Raw genomic sequence first — 16,042 nt, 5'->3', positions numbered from 1 at the left:
CACTCCCGAAGACAACTATTGATGAACGTCCTGTCCCCCGGCGGCTTAACAAGGCGTCCTGCCTGATAATAAGCCCTCCGCCTGCGCGGAGGGCAAATGGCAACCTTACTCGCCTTGCTGTTCAGCAGCCGGGGCTTCCGGTGCCGCAGCAGGCTGAGACTGCTCGGTTGCTTCTTTAATGCTCAGACGGATACGGCCCTGGCGGTCAACTTCCAGAACTTTCACCGGTACTTCCTGACCCATTTGCAGGTAATCGGTCACTTTCTCAACGCGCTTGTCAGCGATCTGAGAGATGTGTACCAGACCTTCTTTACCGCCACCGATGGCAACGAATGCGCCAAAGTCAACGATACGGGTCACTTTACCATTGTAGATACGGCCCACTTCGATTTCTGCCGTGATCTCTTCGATACGACGGATAGCGTATTTCGCTTTCTCGCCGTCGGTTGCTGCGATTTTCACAGTACCGTCATCTTCGATTTCGATGGTGGTGCCCGTTTCTTCGGTCAGTGCACGGATAACAGAACCGCCCTTACCGATAACATCTTTGATCTTGTCTGGATTGATCTTGATGGTGTGGATACGTGGAGCGAACTGAGAAATGTCGCCACGCGGCGCATTAATCGCCTGTTCCATCACGCCCAGGATGTGCAGACGCGCACCTTTAGCCTGGTTCAGAGCAACCTGCATGATCTCTTTGGTGATACCTTCAATTTTGATATCCATCTGCAAGGCAGAGATACCGTCACGGGAACCCGCTACTTTGAAGTCCATATCGCCCAGGTGGTCTTCGTCGCCCAGAATGTCAGACAGAACAACGTAGTTGTCGCCCTCTTTCACCAGACCCATTGCGATACCTGCAACGGCGGCTTTAATTGGCACGCCTGCATCCATCAGCGCCAGAGAGGCACCACACACGGAAGCCATAGAAGAGGAACCGTTGGATTCGGTGATTTCAGACACCACACGTACGGTGTACGGGAATTTGTCTGCTTCTGGCATCACTGCCAGCACGCCGCGCTTCGCCAGACGACCGTGACCAATTTCACGACGCTTCGGTGAGCCAACCATACCGGTTTCGCCCACAGAGTACGGAGGGAAGTTGTAGTGGAACAGGAAGCTGTCAGTACGCTCGCCCATCAGTTCGTCGATGATCTGTGCGTCACGTGCGGTACCCAGGGTCGCGGTTACCAGCGCCTGCGTTTCACCACGGGTGAACAGCGCAGAACCGTGAGTACGTGGCAGTACGCCAGTACGCACGTCCAGACCACGGATCATGTCTTTTTCACGGCCATCGATACGCGGCTCGCCTGCCAGGACGCGGCTACGAACAACGTTTTTCTCGATGGCGTGCAGGATTTCGCCAATCTCGTTAGCGTCCAGCGTTTCGTCTTCGGCAACCAGGGTCGCGGTCACTTCAGATTTGATCACATCAACCTGAGCATAGCGCTCCTGTTTGTCGGTGATGCGGTATGCGTCGCTCAGACGAGTTTCTGCCAGTGCAGCAACGCGTGCGTTCAGCGCCTCGTTCACCGCTTCTGGCTGCCAGTCCCAACGTGGTTTACCGGCTTCTTTCACCAGGTCGTTGATGTTCTGGATAACGATCTGCTGCTGCTCGTGGCCAAATACCACAGCGCCCAGCATCTGATCTTCGCTCAGCAGTTCAGCTTCGGATTCAACCATCAGAACCGCTGCTTCAGTACCGGCAACAACCAGGTCCAGCTTACTCTCTTTCAGCTCTTCCTGAGTTGGGTTCAGTACGTACTGGTCGTTGATGTAGCCAACGCGCGCGGAACCGATTGGGCCATTGAATGGAATACCAGACAGTGACAGGGCCGCAGATGCGCCGATCATAGCAACGATGTCCGGGTTAACCTGTGGGTTAACGGAAACAACGGTCGCAATAACCTGAACTTCGTTTACGAAGCCTTCCGGGAACAGCGGACGAACCGGGCGGTCAATCAGACGCGCGATCAGGGTTTCGCCTTCGCTTGGACGGCCTTCACGACGGAAGAAGCCACCCGGGATTTTACCGGCAGCGTAGGTACGCTCCTGGTAGTTAACGGTCAGTGGGAAGAAGTCCTGACCTGGTTTAGCTTTTTTCTGGCCAACTACGGTAACGAATACAGCAGTGTCATCCATGCTTACCATAACGGCAGCAGTAGCCTGACGCGCCATCATGCCGGTTTCCAGCGTGACGGTATGCTGACCATACTGGAATTTACGAACGATCGGATTCAGCAAAATTCTGTCCTTTCTTAAATGTTTGAAAGCACACCTCAGGTGTGCTGACGATTTAACCCGACCTTCTTCGCATCCTCGCGACTAATGACAACCGACACCCCCATGGGTGAAGCCTCTCATTAGCCGCGCGAACCTCTGCAATGAAGATCATTTATAGCAACAATACAATAGTTTCCATTGAATTGCTGCCGTCTGGTTGAAAAAAGGGGCCATCAGGCCCCCTTTTCTGAAACTCGCAAGAATTAGCGACGCAGGCCCAGACGCTCGATCAGCGCGGTGTAGCGTGCAACATCTTTACGCTTCAGGTAGTCGAGCAGTTTACGACGCTGAGAAACCATACGCAGCAGACCACGACGGCTGTGGTGATCTTTTTTGTGCTCTGCAAAGTGACCTTGCAGGTGGTTAATCTGTGCAGTCAGCAGTGCAACCTGAACTTCGGTAGAACCGCTGTCGTTAGTACCACGACCAAACTCAGAAACGATTTTAGCTTTAGCTTCAACGCTTAGAGACATTTTCAAACTCCAAAGTATAAAGAATGTAAGGATGCCGATCTCTAATTCAGCTATCCCATGTACGCCCCGCAGATTGTTAAACAATTTACCAGGCGTTAAGCGGCGATATTCTACTCGTCTCCCCTGCTTATCGCAAGGTGAGGCGTTATCACCGTCACGCTTCGACCGGATATTCGACGACCAGACGACGCGGCGCCACACGCCCTTCGCCGTCCATTTCGCCCATACCGATGAATTTCCCTTCGTCACCTTCCGTCACGCGTACCAGGCCCTCAAGCGGCGCCCCCGATGTGCGAACCGGGTTTCCGTTCTTAAAGTAAACGGACGATGTTAAAGGAAGATTAACAACCGGGAAGTCCACTGCCGGACTGTCCATTGGCATCAGCAGCGGGTCCAGCAGATCGGCTGGCGCAACGCCCTGCGCTTGCGCCTGTTCAACCAGGGCGTGCAGATGCTCAAGCGTCACCATGCGTTCGACCGGATATTTGCTAACCGCCAGACGACGCAGATAAATCACATGCGCGCCGCAGCCCAGCTTTTCACCGAGGTCATCAATGATGGTGCGGATATAGGTCCCTTTCGAACAGTGTACTTCCAGCTCGAGTTCATCACCTTCGTGGCGAATGAACAGCAACTCATACACGGTAATCGGACGAGCTTCACGCGGAACCTCAATGCCCTGACGCGCATATTCGTAGAGCTTTTTGCCCTGATATTTCAGCGCCGAATACATCGACGGCACCTGTAGCGTATCACCACGGAAGCTGTCCAGCGCCGCATCAAGTTGCTCCGCGCTGAAGGTCACCGGGCGCTCTTCCACCACCAGGCCATCTGCATCGGAGGTATCCGTGCGCTGGCCCAGTTTGGCAATCACGCGGTAGCGCTTATCCGAATCCAGCAGGTACTGGGAAAACTTTGTCGCTTCCCCCAGGCAGATCGGCAGCATGCCGGTTGCCAGCGGATCCAGCGCGCCAGTGTGCCCTGCACGGTTGGCGTTATAAATACGCTTCACTTTTTGCAGCACGTCGTTGCTGGATGCGCCCTGTGGTTTATCCAGCAACAGCACGCCATGCACGTCACGACCGCGACGACGAGGACGACTCATCAGTCCTCCTTGCTGTCGTCCGCCGGGTTAACACGACGCTCATCGTCATGTTTCACCACGCTGGTCACCAGGTTGGACATACGCATACCTTCAACCAGCGAGTTGTCGTAGAAGAAGGTCAGCTCTGGCACGATACGCAGGCGCATTGCTTTGCCAAGCAGAGAGCGGATGAAACCAGAGGCTTCCTGCAACGCTTTAATGCCGTTCTTCACGGCGTCTTCATCCTGGTCATTCAGGAAAGTAACAAACACTTTGGCGTACGCCAGGTCGCGGGACATTTCCACGCCAGACACGGTGGTCATCATACCCACGCGTGGATCTTTGATTTCACGTTGCAGAATGAGAGCGATCTCTTTCTGCATCTCCTGCGCGACGCGCTGTGGGCGACCAAATTCTTTCGCCATAATAAATTCTCCAGACAAAAAAGGGGCTTAAGCCCCTTTTTAAAATTACTGCCGGGTGGCGCTTCGCTTACCCGGCCTACGCTAATTAATCTTCAGTTGACGAAGATTACGCGATGGTACGCTGAATTTCGATGATCTCGAACACTTCGATCATATCGCCAACGCGAACGTCGTTGTAGTTCTTCACGCCGATACCACATTCCATGCCGTTACGGACTTCGTTAACGTCATCTTTGAAGCGGCGCAGGGATTCCAGCTCACCTTCGTAGATAACCACGTTGTCACGCAGTACGCGGATTGGGTTGTGTCGCTTGATGGTCCCTTCGGTAACCATACAGCCCGCGATCGCACCGAATTTCGGTGATTTGAACACGTCACGTACTTCAGCCAGACCGATGATCTGCTGTTTCAGCTCAGGAGACAGCATGCCGCTCATCGCTGCTTTCACTTCGTCAATCAGGTTATAGATGACGGAGTAGTAACGCAGATCCAGGCTTTCAGCATCAATCACTTTACGCGCAGATGCGTCAGCACGAACGTTGAAGCCAACCAGGATCGCGTTGGACGCTGCTGCCAGGGTTGCGTCGGTTTCGGTGATACCACCTACGCCAGAACCGATGATCTTCACTTTCACTTCGTCGGTAGACAGTTTCAGCAAGGAGTCGGAGATCGCTTCCACAGAACCCTGAACGTCCGCTTTCAGAACGATGTTCACTTCGTGAACTTCGCCTTCGGTCATGTTGGCGAACATGTTCTCGAGTTTAGATTTCTGCTGACGAGCCAGCTTCACTTCACGGAATTTACCCTGACGATACAGAGCGACTTCACGCGCTTTCTTCTCGTCACGTACCACGGTGACTTCGTCACCGGCAGCCGGAACACCGGACAGGCCGAGAATTTCCACTGGAATGGACGGACCCGCTTCCAGCACTTCCTGACCCAGTTCGTTACGCATCGCACGAACGCGACCGTATTCGAAACCACACAGAACGATGTCGCCCTTGTGCAGAGTACCTTCGCGAACCAGAACGGTTGCAACCGGACCACGACCTTTATCCAGGAAGGATTCGATTACCGCGCCGCTCGCCATACCTTTACGAACCGCTTTCAGCTCCAGAACTTCAGCCTGAAGCAGGATAGCGTTCAGCAGGTCGTCGATACCGGTACCTGCTTTTGCAGATACAGGGATGAACTGCGCTTCACCGCCCCACTCTTCCGGCATAACGCCGTACTGGGACAGTTCGTTCTTCACGCGATCCATATCGGCTTCTGGCTTATCGATTTTGTTAACTGCGACAACCAGAGGCACCTGCGCCGCTTTCGCGTGCTGGATAGCTTCAATGGTCTGTGGCATCACGCCATCGTCGGCAGCAACAACCAGAACAACGATATCCGTTGCCTGAGCACCACGAGCACGCATTGAGGTAAACGCTGCGTGGCCTGGGGTATCCAGGAAGGTGATCATGCCGTTTTCGGTTTCTACGTGGTAAGCACCGATGTGCTGGGTAATACCACCCGCTTCGCCGGAGGCAACCTTAGTAGAACGAATGTAGTCAAGCAGAGAGGTTTTACCGTGGTCAACGTGACCCATGATGGTCACGACCGGTGCGCGCGGTTCAGCCGCTGCGCCCGTATCACGGTCGCTCATTACTGCTTCTTCCAGCTCGTTTTCACGACGCAGGATAACTTTGTGACCCATCTCTTCGGCAACCAGCTGTGCGGTTTCCTGGTCGATGACCTGGTTGATGGTGGCCATTGCGCCCAGTTTCATCATCGCTTTGATGACCTGAGAGCCTTTCACCGCCATCTTGTTAGCCAGTTCGCCAACGGTGATGGTTTCGCCGATCACAACGTCACGGTTAACGGCCTGAGCAGGCTTCTGGAAGCCCTGCTGGAGAGCGGAACCTTTACGCTTGCCGCCTTTACCGCCGCGAACCGCTGCACGCGCTTCTTCACGGTCAGCTTTTGATTCAGCGTGTTTGTTACCTTTTTTCGCAGGACGCGCAGCTTTTGCACTGCGAGTACGGCCACGACCACCTTCAACTTCGCGGTCGTTGTCGTCTTCTGCCTGACGCGCATGCTGAGACGTGGTGACGTGATAATCGCTGGTATCTTCAGTTGGTTCAGCGGTATTCACACCGTTCTTCTCGTTTTCTTCTGCCATGCGACGCGCTTCTTCGGCGACGCGGCGAGCTTCTTCTTCAAGCTTGCGGCGGGCTTCTTCTTCCGCTTTACGCTTCAGTTCGGCAGCTTCATTTTCACGGCGGGCTTTTTCAGCCTGGGCAGTTTTGGTCATTTCGTCGGTCTGTTGATTGCTCACTTTGTCTTTTTCCGCAGCGTCACGCTTCGCTTTTTCACCGGCGTCGCGTTTCGCTTTTTCTGCGGCCTCACGTTCAGCTTTTAATTCTGCTTCACGTTTGGCAGTGGCTTCTGCCTCACGCTGAGCTTGTTCTTCCGCTTCACGCTGTGCCTGCTCTTCCGCGGCAAGGCGTTCTGCCTCTTGCGGATCACGTTTTACAAAGGTGCGCGTCTTGCGGACTTCAATTTGTACCGACTTGCTTTTGCCACCGGTACCAGGGATGTTCAACGTGCTACGCGTTTTACGCTGTAGCGTTAACTTGTCAGGCGTAGAGCCGTGTTCACGGTTCAGGTGCGCTAACAAGGTTTGTTTTTCTTGCGCGGTCACCGAGTCATCAGCGGACTTCGGGATCCCTGCATCAGCAAATTGCTGTACCAGGCGGTCCACGGAGGTCTGAATCTCAGCAGCCAGCGATTTTACAGTTACATCAGTCATGCTGTTCCTTCCTGCTACAGTTTATTACGCTTCGTCGCCGAACCAGCAAATATTACGTGCGGCCATGATGAGTTCGCCGGCTTTCTCGTCGGTTAAACCTTCGATATCGGCCAGGTCATCAACGCCTTGCTCAGCGAGATCTTCCAGCGTACAAACACCACGGGCAGCCAGCTTGAACGCAATCGCACGATCAAGACCTTCCAGATTCAGCAGGTCATCAGCCGGCTTCTTATCGCCAAGGCTTTCTTCCTGAGCCAGCGCCAGGGTGGTCAGTGCGTTTTTAGCGCGTTCACGCAGGGCTTCAACGGTTGGTTCATCCAGACCGTCAATTTCCAGCAGCTCTTTCATTGGCACGTAGGCCAGTTCTTCCAGCGTAGAGAAACCTTCTTCAACCAGCACAGTGGCGAAGTCTTCGTCAATGTCCAGGTATTTGGTGAAGGTATCGATCGCCGCGTGGGCTTCAGCCTGATGCTTGGCCTGAAGGTCATCAACGGTCATCACGTTGAGTTCCCAGCCGCTCAGCTGTGACGCCAGACGTACGTTCTGACCGTTACGGCCAATCGCCTGCGCCAGGTTGCCCGCTTCTACAGCGATATCCATGGTGTGTTTGTCTTCGTCAACAACGATAGACGCCACATCAGCCGGTGCCATTGCGTTGATCACGAACTGCGCCGGGTTATCGTCCCACAGAACGATATCAATGCGCTCGCCGCCCAGTTCGGTAGAAACCGCCTGAACACGTGCGCCACGCATACCGACGCAAGCACCGACCGGGTCGATACGCTTGTCGTTGGTTTTCACCGCAATTTTCGCACGGGAACCCGGATCGCGGGCCGCCGCTTTGATTTCGATAACTTCTTCGCCGATTTCCGGCACTTCGATACGGAACAGTTCAACCAGCATTTCTGGTTTAGAACGCGTCACGAACAGCTGTGCACCACGCGCTTCAGGACGTACGGCATACAGCACACCACGAATACGGTCGCCTGGGCGGAAGTTTTCACGCGGCAGCATGTCTTCACGCAGGATCACGGCTTCAGCGTTACCCGGCAGCCCTTCGGATTTGATCTCCAGAGAGATGTTGTCGCGGTTCACTTTCTTCACCACACCAGTGATGATTTCGCCTTCCTGATCGCGGAACTGATCGACAACCAGCGCGCGCTCGGCTTCGCGCACTTTCTGCACGATAACCTGCTTCGCGGTCTGGGTGGTGATACGGTCGAAGGTAACAGATTCAATCTGATCTTCAACGTAGTCACCCACGTTCAGACTTTCGTCTTCAAAACGTGCCGCTTCCAGCGTGATCTCTTTGGTCGGTTGGGTCACTTCTTCAACGATTACCCAACGACGGAATGTATCGAAGTCACCGCTTTTACGATCGATTTCTACGCGAACATCGATCTCTTGTTCGTATTTTTTCTTGGTTGCTGTAGCCAGTGCACTTTCCAGCGCTTCGAAAATCTTCTCACGCGGCAGTGATTTCTCGTTGGAGACGGCTTCAACAACAGCCAAAATTTCTTTGTTCATCGCGGGCTTTTCACCTCAATCCAGACTGTTAAAAGTGGGGAACCAGGTTCGCCTTCTGGATATTACTCAGCGCGAACACTTCATCTTTGCCTTCGACTGTCACCGTGATCATTTCACCATCAACGGCTTTGATAATTCCCTGCCATTTACGGCGGTTCTGTACGGCCATACGCAGAACGAGAGCCACTTCTTCACCGGTAAAGCGCACGTAGTGCTCGGCCGTGAACATCGGACGATCGAGGCCAGGTGAGGAAACTTCCAGGTTGTACGCAACGGTAATCGGATCTTCAACATCAAGAACCGCACTCACCTGGTGGCTGACATCAGCACAATCATCAACATTGATGCCATCTTCACTATCAATATAGATGCGCAGTGTGGATGTACGGCCGCGAACGAATTCGATGCCGACCAGTTCGTAGCCCAGTGCTTCGACCGGCGCAGTAATCATCTCTGTTAATTTTTGCTCTAATGTGGACAAGCCCACCCCCAAGACATAAAAAAAGGGCGTAAAGCCCAGTTATTCTGTAGTCAGATAACAAAAAACCCCGATAAATCGGGGCTTTAGATAACTGAACCCTATAGCCACAACTGTGGCCTGGAGCACTCTCCGAAAGCATTTTTTCAAATCCAGCTACGAAGGCTCTAAGTCTTCACAGTATATTTGAAAAAGAACTTTATGGGAAAGTGGTTGCGGGGGCCGGATTTGAACCGACGACCTTCGGGTTATGAGCCCGACGAGCTACCAGGCTGCTCCACCCCGCGCCTGAAACGTGGCAAATTCTACGCGTTTTGGACAGAATTTGCAAATAATGCTGGGATTTGGTACCGAAGACGGGACGTAAAATCGGCGTTCAGTATATTGATAGTTGACCCCACCTGTCAACCCAACTTCAGCCAGGGCAATAAAAGGGAAATTTTTACAAAAAACGCACACGTCTCTTTCGGTCGTCGATAAAAGATGATTAAATGAATACTCACTTATTTTGCATAAACATGCATCGAGAGCGAAAGCGGTCTCTAATCAGTCAATCAAGCAGGGTTTTATTATATGACGACGATTCTCAAGCATCTCCCGGTAGGACAACGTATTGGCATCGCTTTTTCTGGCGGCCTGGATACCAGCGCTGCACTGCTGTGGATGCGCCAGAAGGGAGCGGTTCCTTATGCATATACTGCGAACCTGGGTCAGCCGGACGAGGAAGATTATGACGCGATCCCTCGTCGTGCCATGGAATATGGCGCAGAGAACGCACGTCTGATCGACTGCCGTAAGCAGCTGGTTGCCGAAGGGATTGCCGCGATCCAGTGCGGTGCTTTCCATAATACGACCGGCGGCCTGACCTATTTCAATACCACCCCGCTGGGTCGTGCCGTCACCGGCACTATGCTGGTCGCCGCCATGAAAGAAGATGGCGTGAACATCTGGGGGGACGGTAGCACCTATAAAGGCAACGATATTGAACGTTTCTATCGTTATGGCCTGCTGACCAACGCCGAGTTGCAGATCTACAAACCGTGGCTGGATACCGACTTCATCGACGAGCTGGGTGGTCGTCATGAAATGTCTGAGTTTATGATTGCCTGCGGCTTTGACTACAAGATGTCGGTTGAGAAAGCCTACTCAACCGACTCCAACATGCTGGGTGCGACGCACGAAGCGAAAGACCTGGAATTCCTGAACTCCAGCGTAAAAATTGTTAACCCGATCATGGGCGTGAAGTTCTGGGATGAGAACGTGAAGATCCCGGCGGAAGAAGTGACCGTGCGTTTCGAACGTGGTCATCCGGTTGCCCTGAACGGTAAAACCTTCTCCGACGATGTTGAACTGATGCTGGAAGCAAACCGCATCGGCGGTCGTCACGGTCTGGGTATGAGCGATCAGATCGAAAACCGTATCATCGAAGCGAAAAGCCGTGGCATTTACGAAGCGCCGGGGATGGCGCTGCTGCACATCGCTTACGAGCGTCTGCTGACCGGTATTCACAACGAAGACACCATCGAGCAGTATCACTCTCATGGCCGTCAGCTGGGCAAACTGCTGTATCAGGGTCGCTGGTTTGATCCACAGGCGCTGATGCTGCGTGACGCCCTGCAACGTTGGGTGGCAAGCGCAATCACCGGCGAAGTGACGCTGGAACTGCGTCGCGGCAATGATTACTCCATCCTCAATACCGTGTCTGACAACCTGACCTATAAAGCAGAGCGTCTGACCATGGAGAAAGGTGAGTCAGTGTTCTCTCCGGACGATCGTATTGGCCAGCTGACCATGCGTAACCTGGACATCACCGATACCCGTGAGAAGCTGTTCAACTATGTTGAGAATGGCCTGCTCTCCGCCAGTTCCGGTAATGGCCTCCCTCAGGTTGAGAACCTGGAACACAGCGATAAGAAATAATCGACAGCAAGTCATGCAAAAGGCGCCCATTGGGCGCCTTTTTTGTGGTCTTCGTAGGCCCGGTAAGCGCAGCGCCACCGGGCAAAACGGCGGGTGGCGCTGCGCTTACCCGCCCTACAAAAGATCGGATACACAGAATGTACAGACGAAAAAAAAGACGTCTTGCGACGTCTTTCTTCTGGAATATTGGTACCGAGGATGGGACTCGAACCCACAAGCCCGTTAGGGCACTACCACCTCAAGGTAGCGTGTCTACCAATTCCACCACCTCGGTACGGAATACTTACTGCGGGATATCGCTGGTTGGCTTAGCCGGTGCAGCTGGCTGAGTTTGCTCAGTTTTTGCTGGCGCGCTCAGATTTTCCCACTCGCTTCCTTTACTGGTCTTGTTGCTGTTGATATTGCCCAGCACCAGACTGATGATGAAGAACAGCGTAGCCAGAATCGCCGTCGTACGGGTCATGAAGTTCGCAGAACCACTTGAACCGAACAGCGTACCGGAAGCGCCTGCTCCGAAGGAGGCTCCCATATCAGCGCCTTTACCTTGCTGTAGCATAATCAGCGCTACGAGAGCGATGGCTACAATAAGGAAAATAACTAAAAGAGCTTCGTACATAATCAACCTGTTCCTTGCGGATTTGCCGCATACCAATGCTTCGACCAATTAGCAGGATTTTGTTTCCCACTGAAGCGGGTGTGAATACTAACCAAAGCGAATCACCTTCGCAAGGGCATTTTCGAGGCATTGTATCAACTGCGGAAAAAAACAGCAAAAAGCCATTCATTGCTTAAAACAAAGGCGGCAAACGCCGCCTTTTTAAACACTTATTCTGAAAGATTATGCAGCTTTGACTGCATCCGCAATACGGTGCGCAAATTCAGTTACCTGCGCTTCGTCTTCGCCTTCCACCATCACGCGGATCAGCGGCTCGGTACCCGACTTACGCAGCAGGACGCGCCCACGGCTGCCAAGAGTCGCTTCCACCTCTGCCATCACCGCTTTCACGTTATCATTTTCCAGCGGGTCGCCTTTACCCGCGGTGAAACGCACATTGACAAGAATCTGCGGGAACATTTTCATGCCGCTGCACAGATCGTGCAGGCTCATATGGTTACGCGCCATCGCGGCAACAACCTGAAGCGCCGCCACAATACCGTCACCGGTGGTGGTTTTATCGAGCAGGATCACGTGGCCGGAGTTTTCCGCGCCAATACGCCAGCCTTTCTCCTGGAGTTTTTCCAGCACGTAGCGGTCACCCACTTTCGCACGAACAAACGGGATGCCCAGCTGTTTCAACGCCAGTTCCAGGCCCATATTGCTCATCAGCGTGCCCACCGCGCCACCGCGCAGTTGCCCCTGACGCAGGCCTTCACGGGCAATGATGTAGAGGATCTGATCGCCATCGACCTTGTTACCTTCGTGGTCAACCATGATCACACGGTCACCATCGCCATCCAGGGCAATACCCAGATCGGCCTTTTCAGCCAGCACACGCGCCTGCAAGGCACGCACGTCTGTCGCGCCGACTTCTTCGTTGATGTTCAGACCGTCCGGCTCGCAGCCGATAGTGATCACTTTGGCACCCAGCTCGCGGAACACATTCGGCGCAATGTGGTAAGTCGCACCGTTGGCACAGTCCACCACAATTTTGAGGTGTGCCAGGCTCAGCTCATTCGGGAAAGTGCCTTTGCAGAATTCAATGTAGCGGCCTGCGGCATCGACAATACGGTTTGCTTTACCCAGCTCAGCGGAGTCAACACAGGTGATCTCTTTTTCCATTTCCGCTTCAATCGCCTCTTCCACGTCATCCGGCAGTTTGGTGCCGTCGATGGAGAAGAATTTGATACCGTTGTCATAGAACGGATTATGGGAAGCTGAAATGACGATGCCCGCTTCCGCACGGAAGGTGCGGGTCAGATAGGCAACAGCAGGGGTCGGCATTGGCCCCGTAAAGGAAGCTGAAAGCCCCGCCGCCGCCAGCCCGGCTTCCAGCGCGGACTCCAGCATATAACCCGAAATACGGGTATCTTTCCCAATAATGATCTTACGGGAGCCATGACGCGCCAGCACTTTCCCCGCTGCCCAGCCCAGCTTCAGGACAAAGTCAGGGGTAATTGGCGCATCGCCTACGCGCCCACGGATGCCATCGGTACCAAAATATTTACGATTACTCATAGCGTTTGTTTTCCTTCGCTGCCAGTGTGGCTTCTACCACACGCATGGCTTCTACTGTTTCTTTTACGTCATGGACGCGAATGATGTGTGCACCTTGCATCGCGGCAATCACCGCGCAGGCCAGACTGCCGCTCAGACGTTCGCTCGGCCCGACATTCAACAACTGACCAATCATCGATTTTCTCGACATTCCCACCAGCAGTGGCAGGCCGAACTGATGAAACTCTGATAAGCGCGCAAGCAACGCGTAATTGTGTGAGAGATTTTTACCGAAACCGAAGCCCGGGTCGAGCAGCAATTTCTCTTTTGCGATACCCGCACGTTCACAGCGTTCGATATGCTCAATAAAGAAGCGGGTGACGTCGGCAAACACATCTTCATATTTTGGCGCCTCCTGCATTGTCTTAGGCTGACCCTGCATATGCATCAGACACACCGGTAGCCCGGTTTCTGCGGCGGCTTCAATCGCGCCCGGCTCGGTCAGCGAGCGGATATCATTGATAATGTGAGCGCCCACTCTCGCCACTTCACGGATCACTTCGGGTTTGGAGGTATCAACGGAGATCCACACTTCAAAGCGCCGGGCGATAGCCTCCACCACCGGCACCACGCGCGCCAGCTCTTCTTCCACCGAAACCTCCGCCGCGCCAGGCCGCGTTGACTCCCCTCCAACGTCAATGATGGTGGCACCCGCGTTAATCATTAAATTCGCGTGTTTAACCGCGTCGATAAGCGAATTATGCGTGCCGCCGTCAGAGAAGGAATCAGGCGTGACATTCAGGATCCCCATCACATGGGGATGTGAAAGGTCGAGATGCGAGTCCTGGGCGAATAGTTTCATGGTGAAGTCCCTGGGATTAATGTGGTTAAACAGATAAGAAAAACCCCGGAGCAAGCTCCAGGGTTTGAGATACAGACAAACGCTTCAACAGCAGTGACTTACTTGTCGCCCAACTGCTCTGACATGGTGTTGCCCGGGTTTGGCGTACGCGGTTCATCGACCGGACGCGGCGCACGCGGGGTGCCATTGTTGTCAGAATTGTTAGACGCGCCTGGGTCTTCCCAGCCTGCCGGCGGACGCACTTCGCGGCGCGCCATCAGGTCGTCAATCTGCGGTGCATCGATGGTCTCATATTTCATGAGCGCATCTTTCATCGAATGCAGGATGTCCATATTGTCGTTCAGGATCTGACGGGCGCGAGCGTAGTTACGTTCAATCAGCGCTTTCACTTCCTGGTCGATGATACGTGCCGTTTCATCGGACATATGTTTCGCTTTTGCCACAGAGCGGCCCAGGAATACTTCGCCCTCTTCCTCTGCATACAGCAGCGGACCGAGTTTGTCGGAGAAGCCCCACTGAGTCACCATGTTACGCGCCAGGTTTGTCGCCACTTTAATATCGTTCGACGCACCGGTGGAAACATGTTCCGCACCGTAGATAATCTCTTCAGCCAGACGACCGCCGTACAGGGTTGAAATCTGGCTTTCCAGCTTCTGACGGCTGGCGCTGATCGCGTCGCCTTCAGGCAGGAAGAAGGTCACACCCAGCGCACGACCGCGCGGAATAATCGTCACCTTGTGTACGGGATCGTGTTCCGGCACCAGACGACCGATAATCGCGTGGCCCGCTTCGTGATATGCCGTGGACTCTTTCTGCGCTTCCGTCATCACCATGGAGCGACGTTCCGCCCCCATCATGATTTTGTCTTTCGCTTTCTCGAATTCCACCATGGACACCACGCGCTTGTTACCGCGAGCGGCAAACAGTGCTGCTTCGTTGACCAGGTTAGCCAGATCCGCACCGGAGAAGCCTGGAGTACCACGCGCGATGATTGCCGCGTCGATATCTGGCGCCAGCGGTACGCGTCGCATATGCACTTTCAGAATCTGTTCACGACCGCGAACATCCGGCAGACCGACCACAACCTGACGGTCAAAACGGCCTGGACGCAGCAGCGCAGGGTCGAGTACGTCCGGACGGTTAGTTGCCGCGATAACGATAATACCTTCGTTACCTTCGAAGCCGTCCATCTCAACCAGCATCTGGTTCAGCGTCTGCTCACGTTCATCGTGACCACCACCCAGGCCTGCGCCACGCTGGCGGCCTACGGCGTCGATTTCATCGATGAAGATGATGCACGGTGCTGCCTTCTTAGCCTGCTCGAACATGTCACGCACACGAGATGCACCGACACCCACAAACATTTCAACGAAGTCAGAACCTGAAATAGTAAAGAACGGCACCTTCGCTTCACCCGCGATGGCTTTTGCCAGCAGGGTTTTACCGGTACCCGGAGGGCCGACCATCAGGACGCCTTTCGGGATCTTACCGCCCAGTTTCTGGAAACGGCTCGGCTCGCGCAGGTATTCAACCAGTTCACCCACCTCTTCTTTTGCTTCGTCACAACCTGCTACGTCAGCAAACGTGGTCTTGATCTGGTCTTCCGTCAGCATACGCGCCTTGCTCTTACCGAACGACATGGCACCTTTGCCACCACCGCCCTGCATCTGGCGCATAAAGAAGATCCAGACGCCGATAAGAAGCAGCATCGGGAACCAGGAAATGAAGATAGAAGCCAGCAGGCTTGGTTCTTCCGGCGGCTCGCCTACCACTTTGACGTTTTTGGTCAGAAGGTTATCAAGCAGCTTAGGATCGTTCACCGGGATGTAAGTCGTGTAACGGTTACTATCTTTCTTGGTAACGTTGATCTCACGTCCGTTGATACGCGCTTCGCGAACCTGGTCCTGATTGACCTCTTGCAGGAAGGTAGAATAATCCACCTTGCGGCCATTCGACTCGCTGGGCCCAAAGCTCTGGAATACTGACATCAGCACAACGGCAATGACCAGCCAGAGTATTAGGTTTTTCGCCATGTCACTCA

General features: G+C 53.9%; 12 protein-coding genes and 2 tRNA genes. 1 reads left to right on the top strand and 13 read right to left on the bottom strand.

Going from position 1 to position 16,042, the window contains the following annotated elements; genetic code table 11:
* Positions 1–105: 105 nt before the first annotated feature.
* The 8 genes from pnp to SK54_RS04700 all read right to left on the bottom strand — a co-directional run bounded on the left by pnp (position 106) and on the right by SK54_RS04700 (position 9,351).
* Positions 106–2,244, bottom strand: coding sequence for a polyribonucleotide nucleotidyltransferase (gene pnp, locus SK54_RS04735; protein ID WP_017382452.1), 2,139 nt, complete (start codon positions 2,242–2,244; stop codon positions 106–108).
* A gap of 242 nt (positions 2,245–2,486) precedes the next feature.
* Positions 2,487–2,756, bottom strand: coding sequence for a 30S ribosomal protein S15 (gene rpsO, locus SK54_RS04730; RefSeq protein WP_003861789.1), 270 nt, complete (start codon positions 2,754–2,756; stop codon positions 2,487–2,489).
* A 154-nt stretch (positions 2,757–2,910) separates the two neighbouring features.
* Positions 2,911–3,861 (bottom strand): tRNA pseudouridine(55) synthase TruB, encoded by a 951-nt coding sequence (truB, locus tag SK54_RS04725; RefSeq protein ID WP_017693918.1) that lies wholly within the window; start codon positions 3,859–3,861, stop codon positions 2,911–2,913.
* On the bottom strand, positions 3,861–4,265 hold the full coding sequence (rbfA, locus tag SK54_RS04720; protein ID WP_003861793.1) for a 30S ribosome-binding factor RbfA: 405 nt from the start codon (positions 4,263–4,265) through the stop codon (positions 3,861–3,863). Before rbfA ends, truB begins: the two co-directional genes overlap by 1 nt.
* 106 nt (positions 4,266–4,371) lie before the next feature.
* On the bottom strand, positions 4,372–7,059 hold the full coding sequence (infB, locus tag SK54_RS04715; RefSeq protein ID WP_006812117.1) for a translation initiation factor IF-2: 2,688 nt from the start codon (positions 7,057–7,059) through the stop codon (positions 4,372–4,374).
* 24 nt (positions 7,060–7,083) lie between these two features.
* Entirely contained in the window at positions 7,084–8,586 is a 1,503-nt protein-coding gene (gene nusA / locus SK54_RS04710; RefSeq protein WP_003861798.1) for a transcription termination factor NusA, read from the bottom strand.
* 28 nt (positions 8,587–8,614) lie between these two features.
* Positions 8,615–9,067: a ribosome maturation factor RimP gene (gene rimP, locus SK54_RS04705; RefSeq protein WP_014833432.1), complete on the bottom strand. Its 453-nt coding sequence runs from the start codon at positions 9,065–9,067 to the stop codon at positions 8,615–8,617.
* A 207-nt stretch (positions 9,068–9,274) separates the two neighbouring features.
* A tRNA-Met gene (locus SK54_RS04700) sits at positions 9,275–9,351 on the bottom strand.
* Positions 9,352–9,637: 286 nt separating this feature from the next.
* Here SK54_RS04700 and argG point away from each other — a divergent pair.
* Entirely contained in the window at positions 9,638–10,984 is a 1,347-nt protein-coding gene (gene argG, locus SK54_RS04695) for an argininosuccinate synthase (protein ID WP_015571974.1), read from the top strand.
* A 187-nt stretch (positions 10,985–11,171) separates the two neighbouring features.
* Here argG and SK54_RS04690 read toward each other — a convergent pair.
* The 5 genes from SK54_RS04690 to ftsH form a co-directional block, all read right to left on the bottom strand.
* A tRNA-Leu gene (locus SK54_RS04690) sits at positions 11,172–11,258 on the bottom strand.
* A 9-nt stretch (positions 11,259–11,267) separates the two neighbouring features.
* Positions 11,268–11,600 (bottom strand): preprotein translocase subunit SecG, encoded by a 333-nt coding sequence (gene secG / locus SK54_RS04685; RefSeq protein ID WP_003861803.1) that lies wholly within the window; start codon positions 11,598–11,600, stop codon positions 11,268–11,270.
* Between the two features lie 222 nt (positions 11,601–11,822).
* Positions 11,823–13,160 carry a phosphoglucosamine mutase gene (glmM, locus tag SK54_RS04680; protein WP_003861804.1) on the bottom strand — a complete coding sequence of 446 codons (1,338 nt, stop codon included), beginning with the start codon at positions 13,158–13,160 and terminating at the stop codon, positions 11,823–11,825.
* On the bottom strand, positions 13,153–14,001 hold the full coding sequence (gene folP / locus SK54_RS04675) for a dihydropteroate synthase (RefSeq protein WP_003861807.1): 849 nt from the start codon (positions 13,999–14,001) through the stop codon (positions 13,153–13,155). The genes glmM and folP overlap by 8 nt, the downstream gene beginning before the upstream one ends.
* A gap of 98 nt (positions 14,002–14,099) precedes the next feature.
* On the bottom strand, positions 14,100–16,034 hold the full coding sequence (ftsH, locus tag SK54_RS04670; protein ID WP_003861810.1) for an ATP-dependent zinc metalloprotease FtsH: 1,935 nt from the start codon (positions 16,032–16,034) through the stop codon (positions 14,100–14,102).
* Positions 16,035–16,042: the final 8 nt, after the last annotated feature.

The organism is Enterobacter sp. MGH120 (assembly GCF_001037725.1).
Lineage (GTDB): Bacteria > Pseudomonadota > Gammaproteobacteria > Enterobacterales > Enterobacteriaceae > Enterobacter > Enterobacter hormaechei_C.
Note: the sequence above shows the minus strand (reverse complement) of the source record. Positions and strands in the feature narration are given on the sequence as shown.

What these genes read in the sequence shown, in the direction of transcription:
- truB (WP_017693918.1), bottom strand. Translation starts at nt 3,861, where the DNA reads ATGAGTCGTCCTCGTCGTCGCGGTCGTGACGTGCATGGCGTGCTGTTG.
- secG (WP_003861803.1), bottom strand. Translation starts at nt 11,600, where the DNA reads ATGTACGAAGCTCTTTTAGTTATTTTCCTTATTGTAGCCATCGCTCTC.
- argG (WP_015571974.1), top strand. Translation starts at nt 9,638, where the DNA reads ATGACGACGATTCTCAAGCATCTCCCGGTAGGACAACGTATTGGCATC.
- infB (WP_006812117.1), bottom strand. Translation starts at nt 7,059, where the DNA reads ATGACTGATGTAACTGTAAAATCGCTGGCTGCTGAGATTCAGACCTCC.
- nusA (WP_003861798.1), bottom strand. Translation starts at nt 8,586, where the DNA reads ATGAACAAAGAAATTTTGGCTGTTGTTGAAGCCGTCTCCAACGAGAAA.
- rpsO (WP_003861789.1), bottom strand. Translation starts at nt 2,756, where the DNA reads ATGTCTCTAAGCGTTGAAGCTAAAGCTAAAATCGTTTCTGAGTTTGGT.
- folP (WP_003861807.1), bottom strand. Translation starts at nt 14,001, where the DNA reads ATGAAACTATTCGCCCAGGACTCGCATCTCGACCTTTCACATCCCCAT.
- ftsH (WP_003861810.1), bottom strand. Translation starts at nt 16,034, where the DNA reads ATGGCGAAAAACCTAATACTCTGGCTGGTCATTGCCGTTGTGCTGATG.
- rbfA (WP_003861793.1), bottom strand. Translation starts at nt 4,265, where the DNA reads ATGGCGAAAGAATTTGGTCGCCCACAGCGCGTCGCGCAGGAGATGCAG.
- glmM (WP_003861804.1), bottom strand. Translation starts at nt 13,160, where the DNA reads ATGAGTAATCGTAAATATTTTGGTACCGATGGCATCCGTGGGCGCGTA.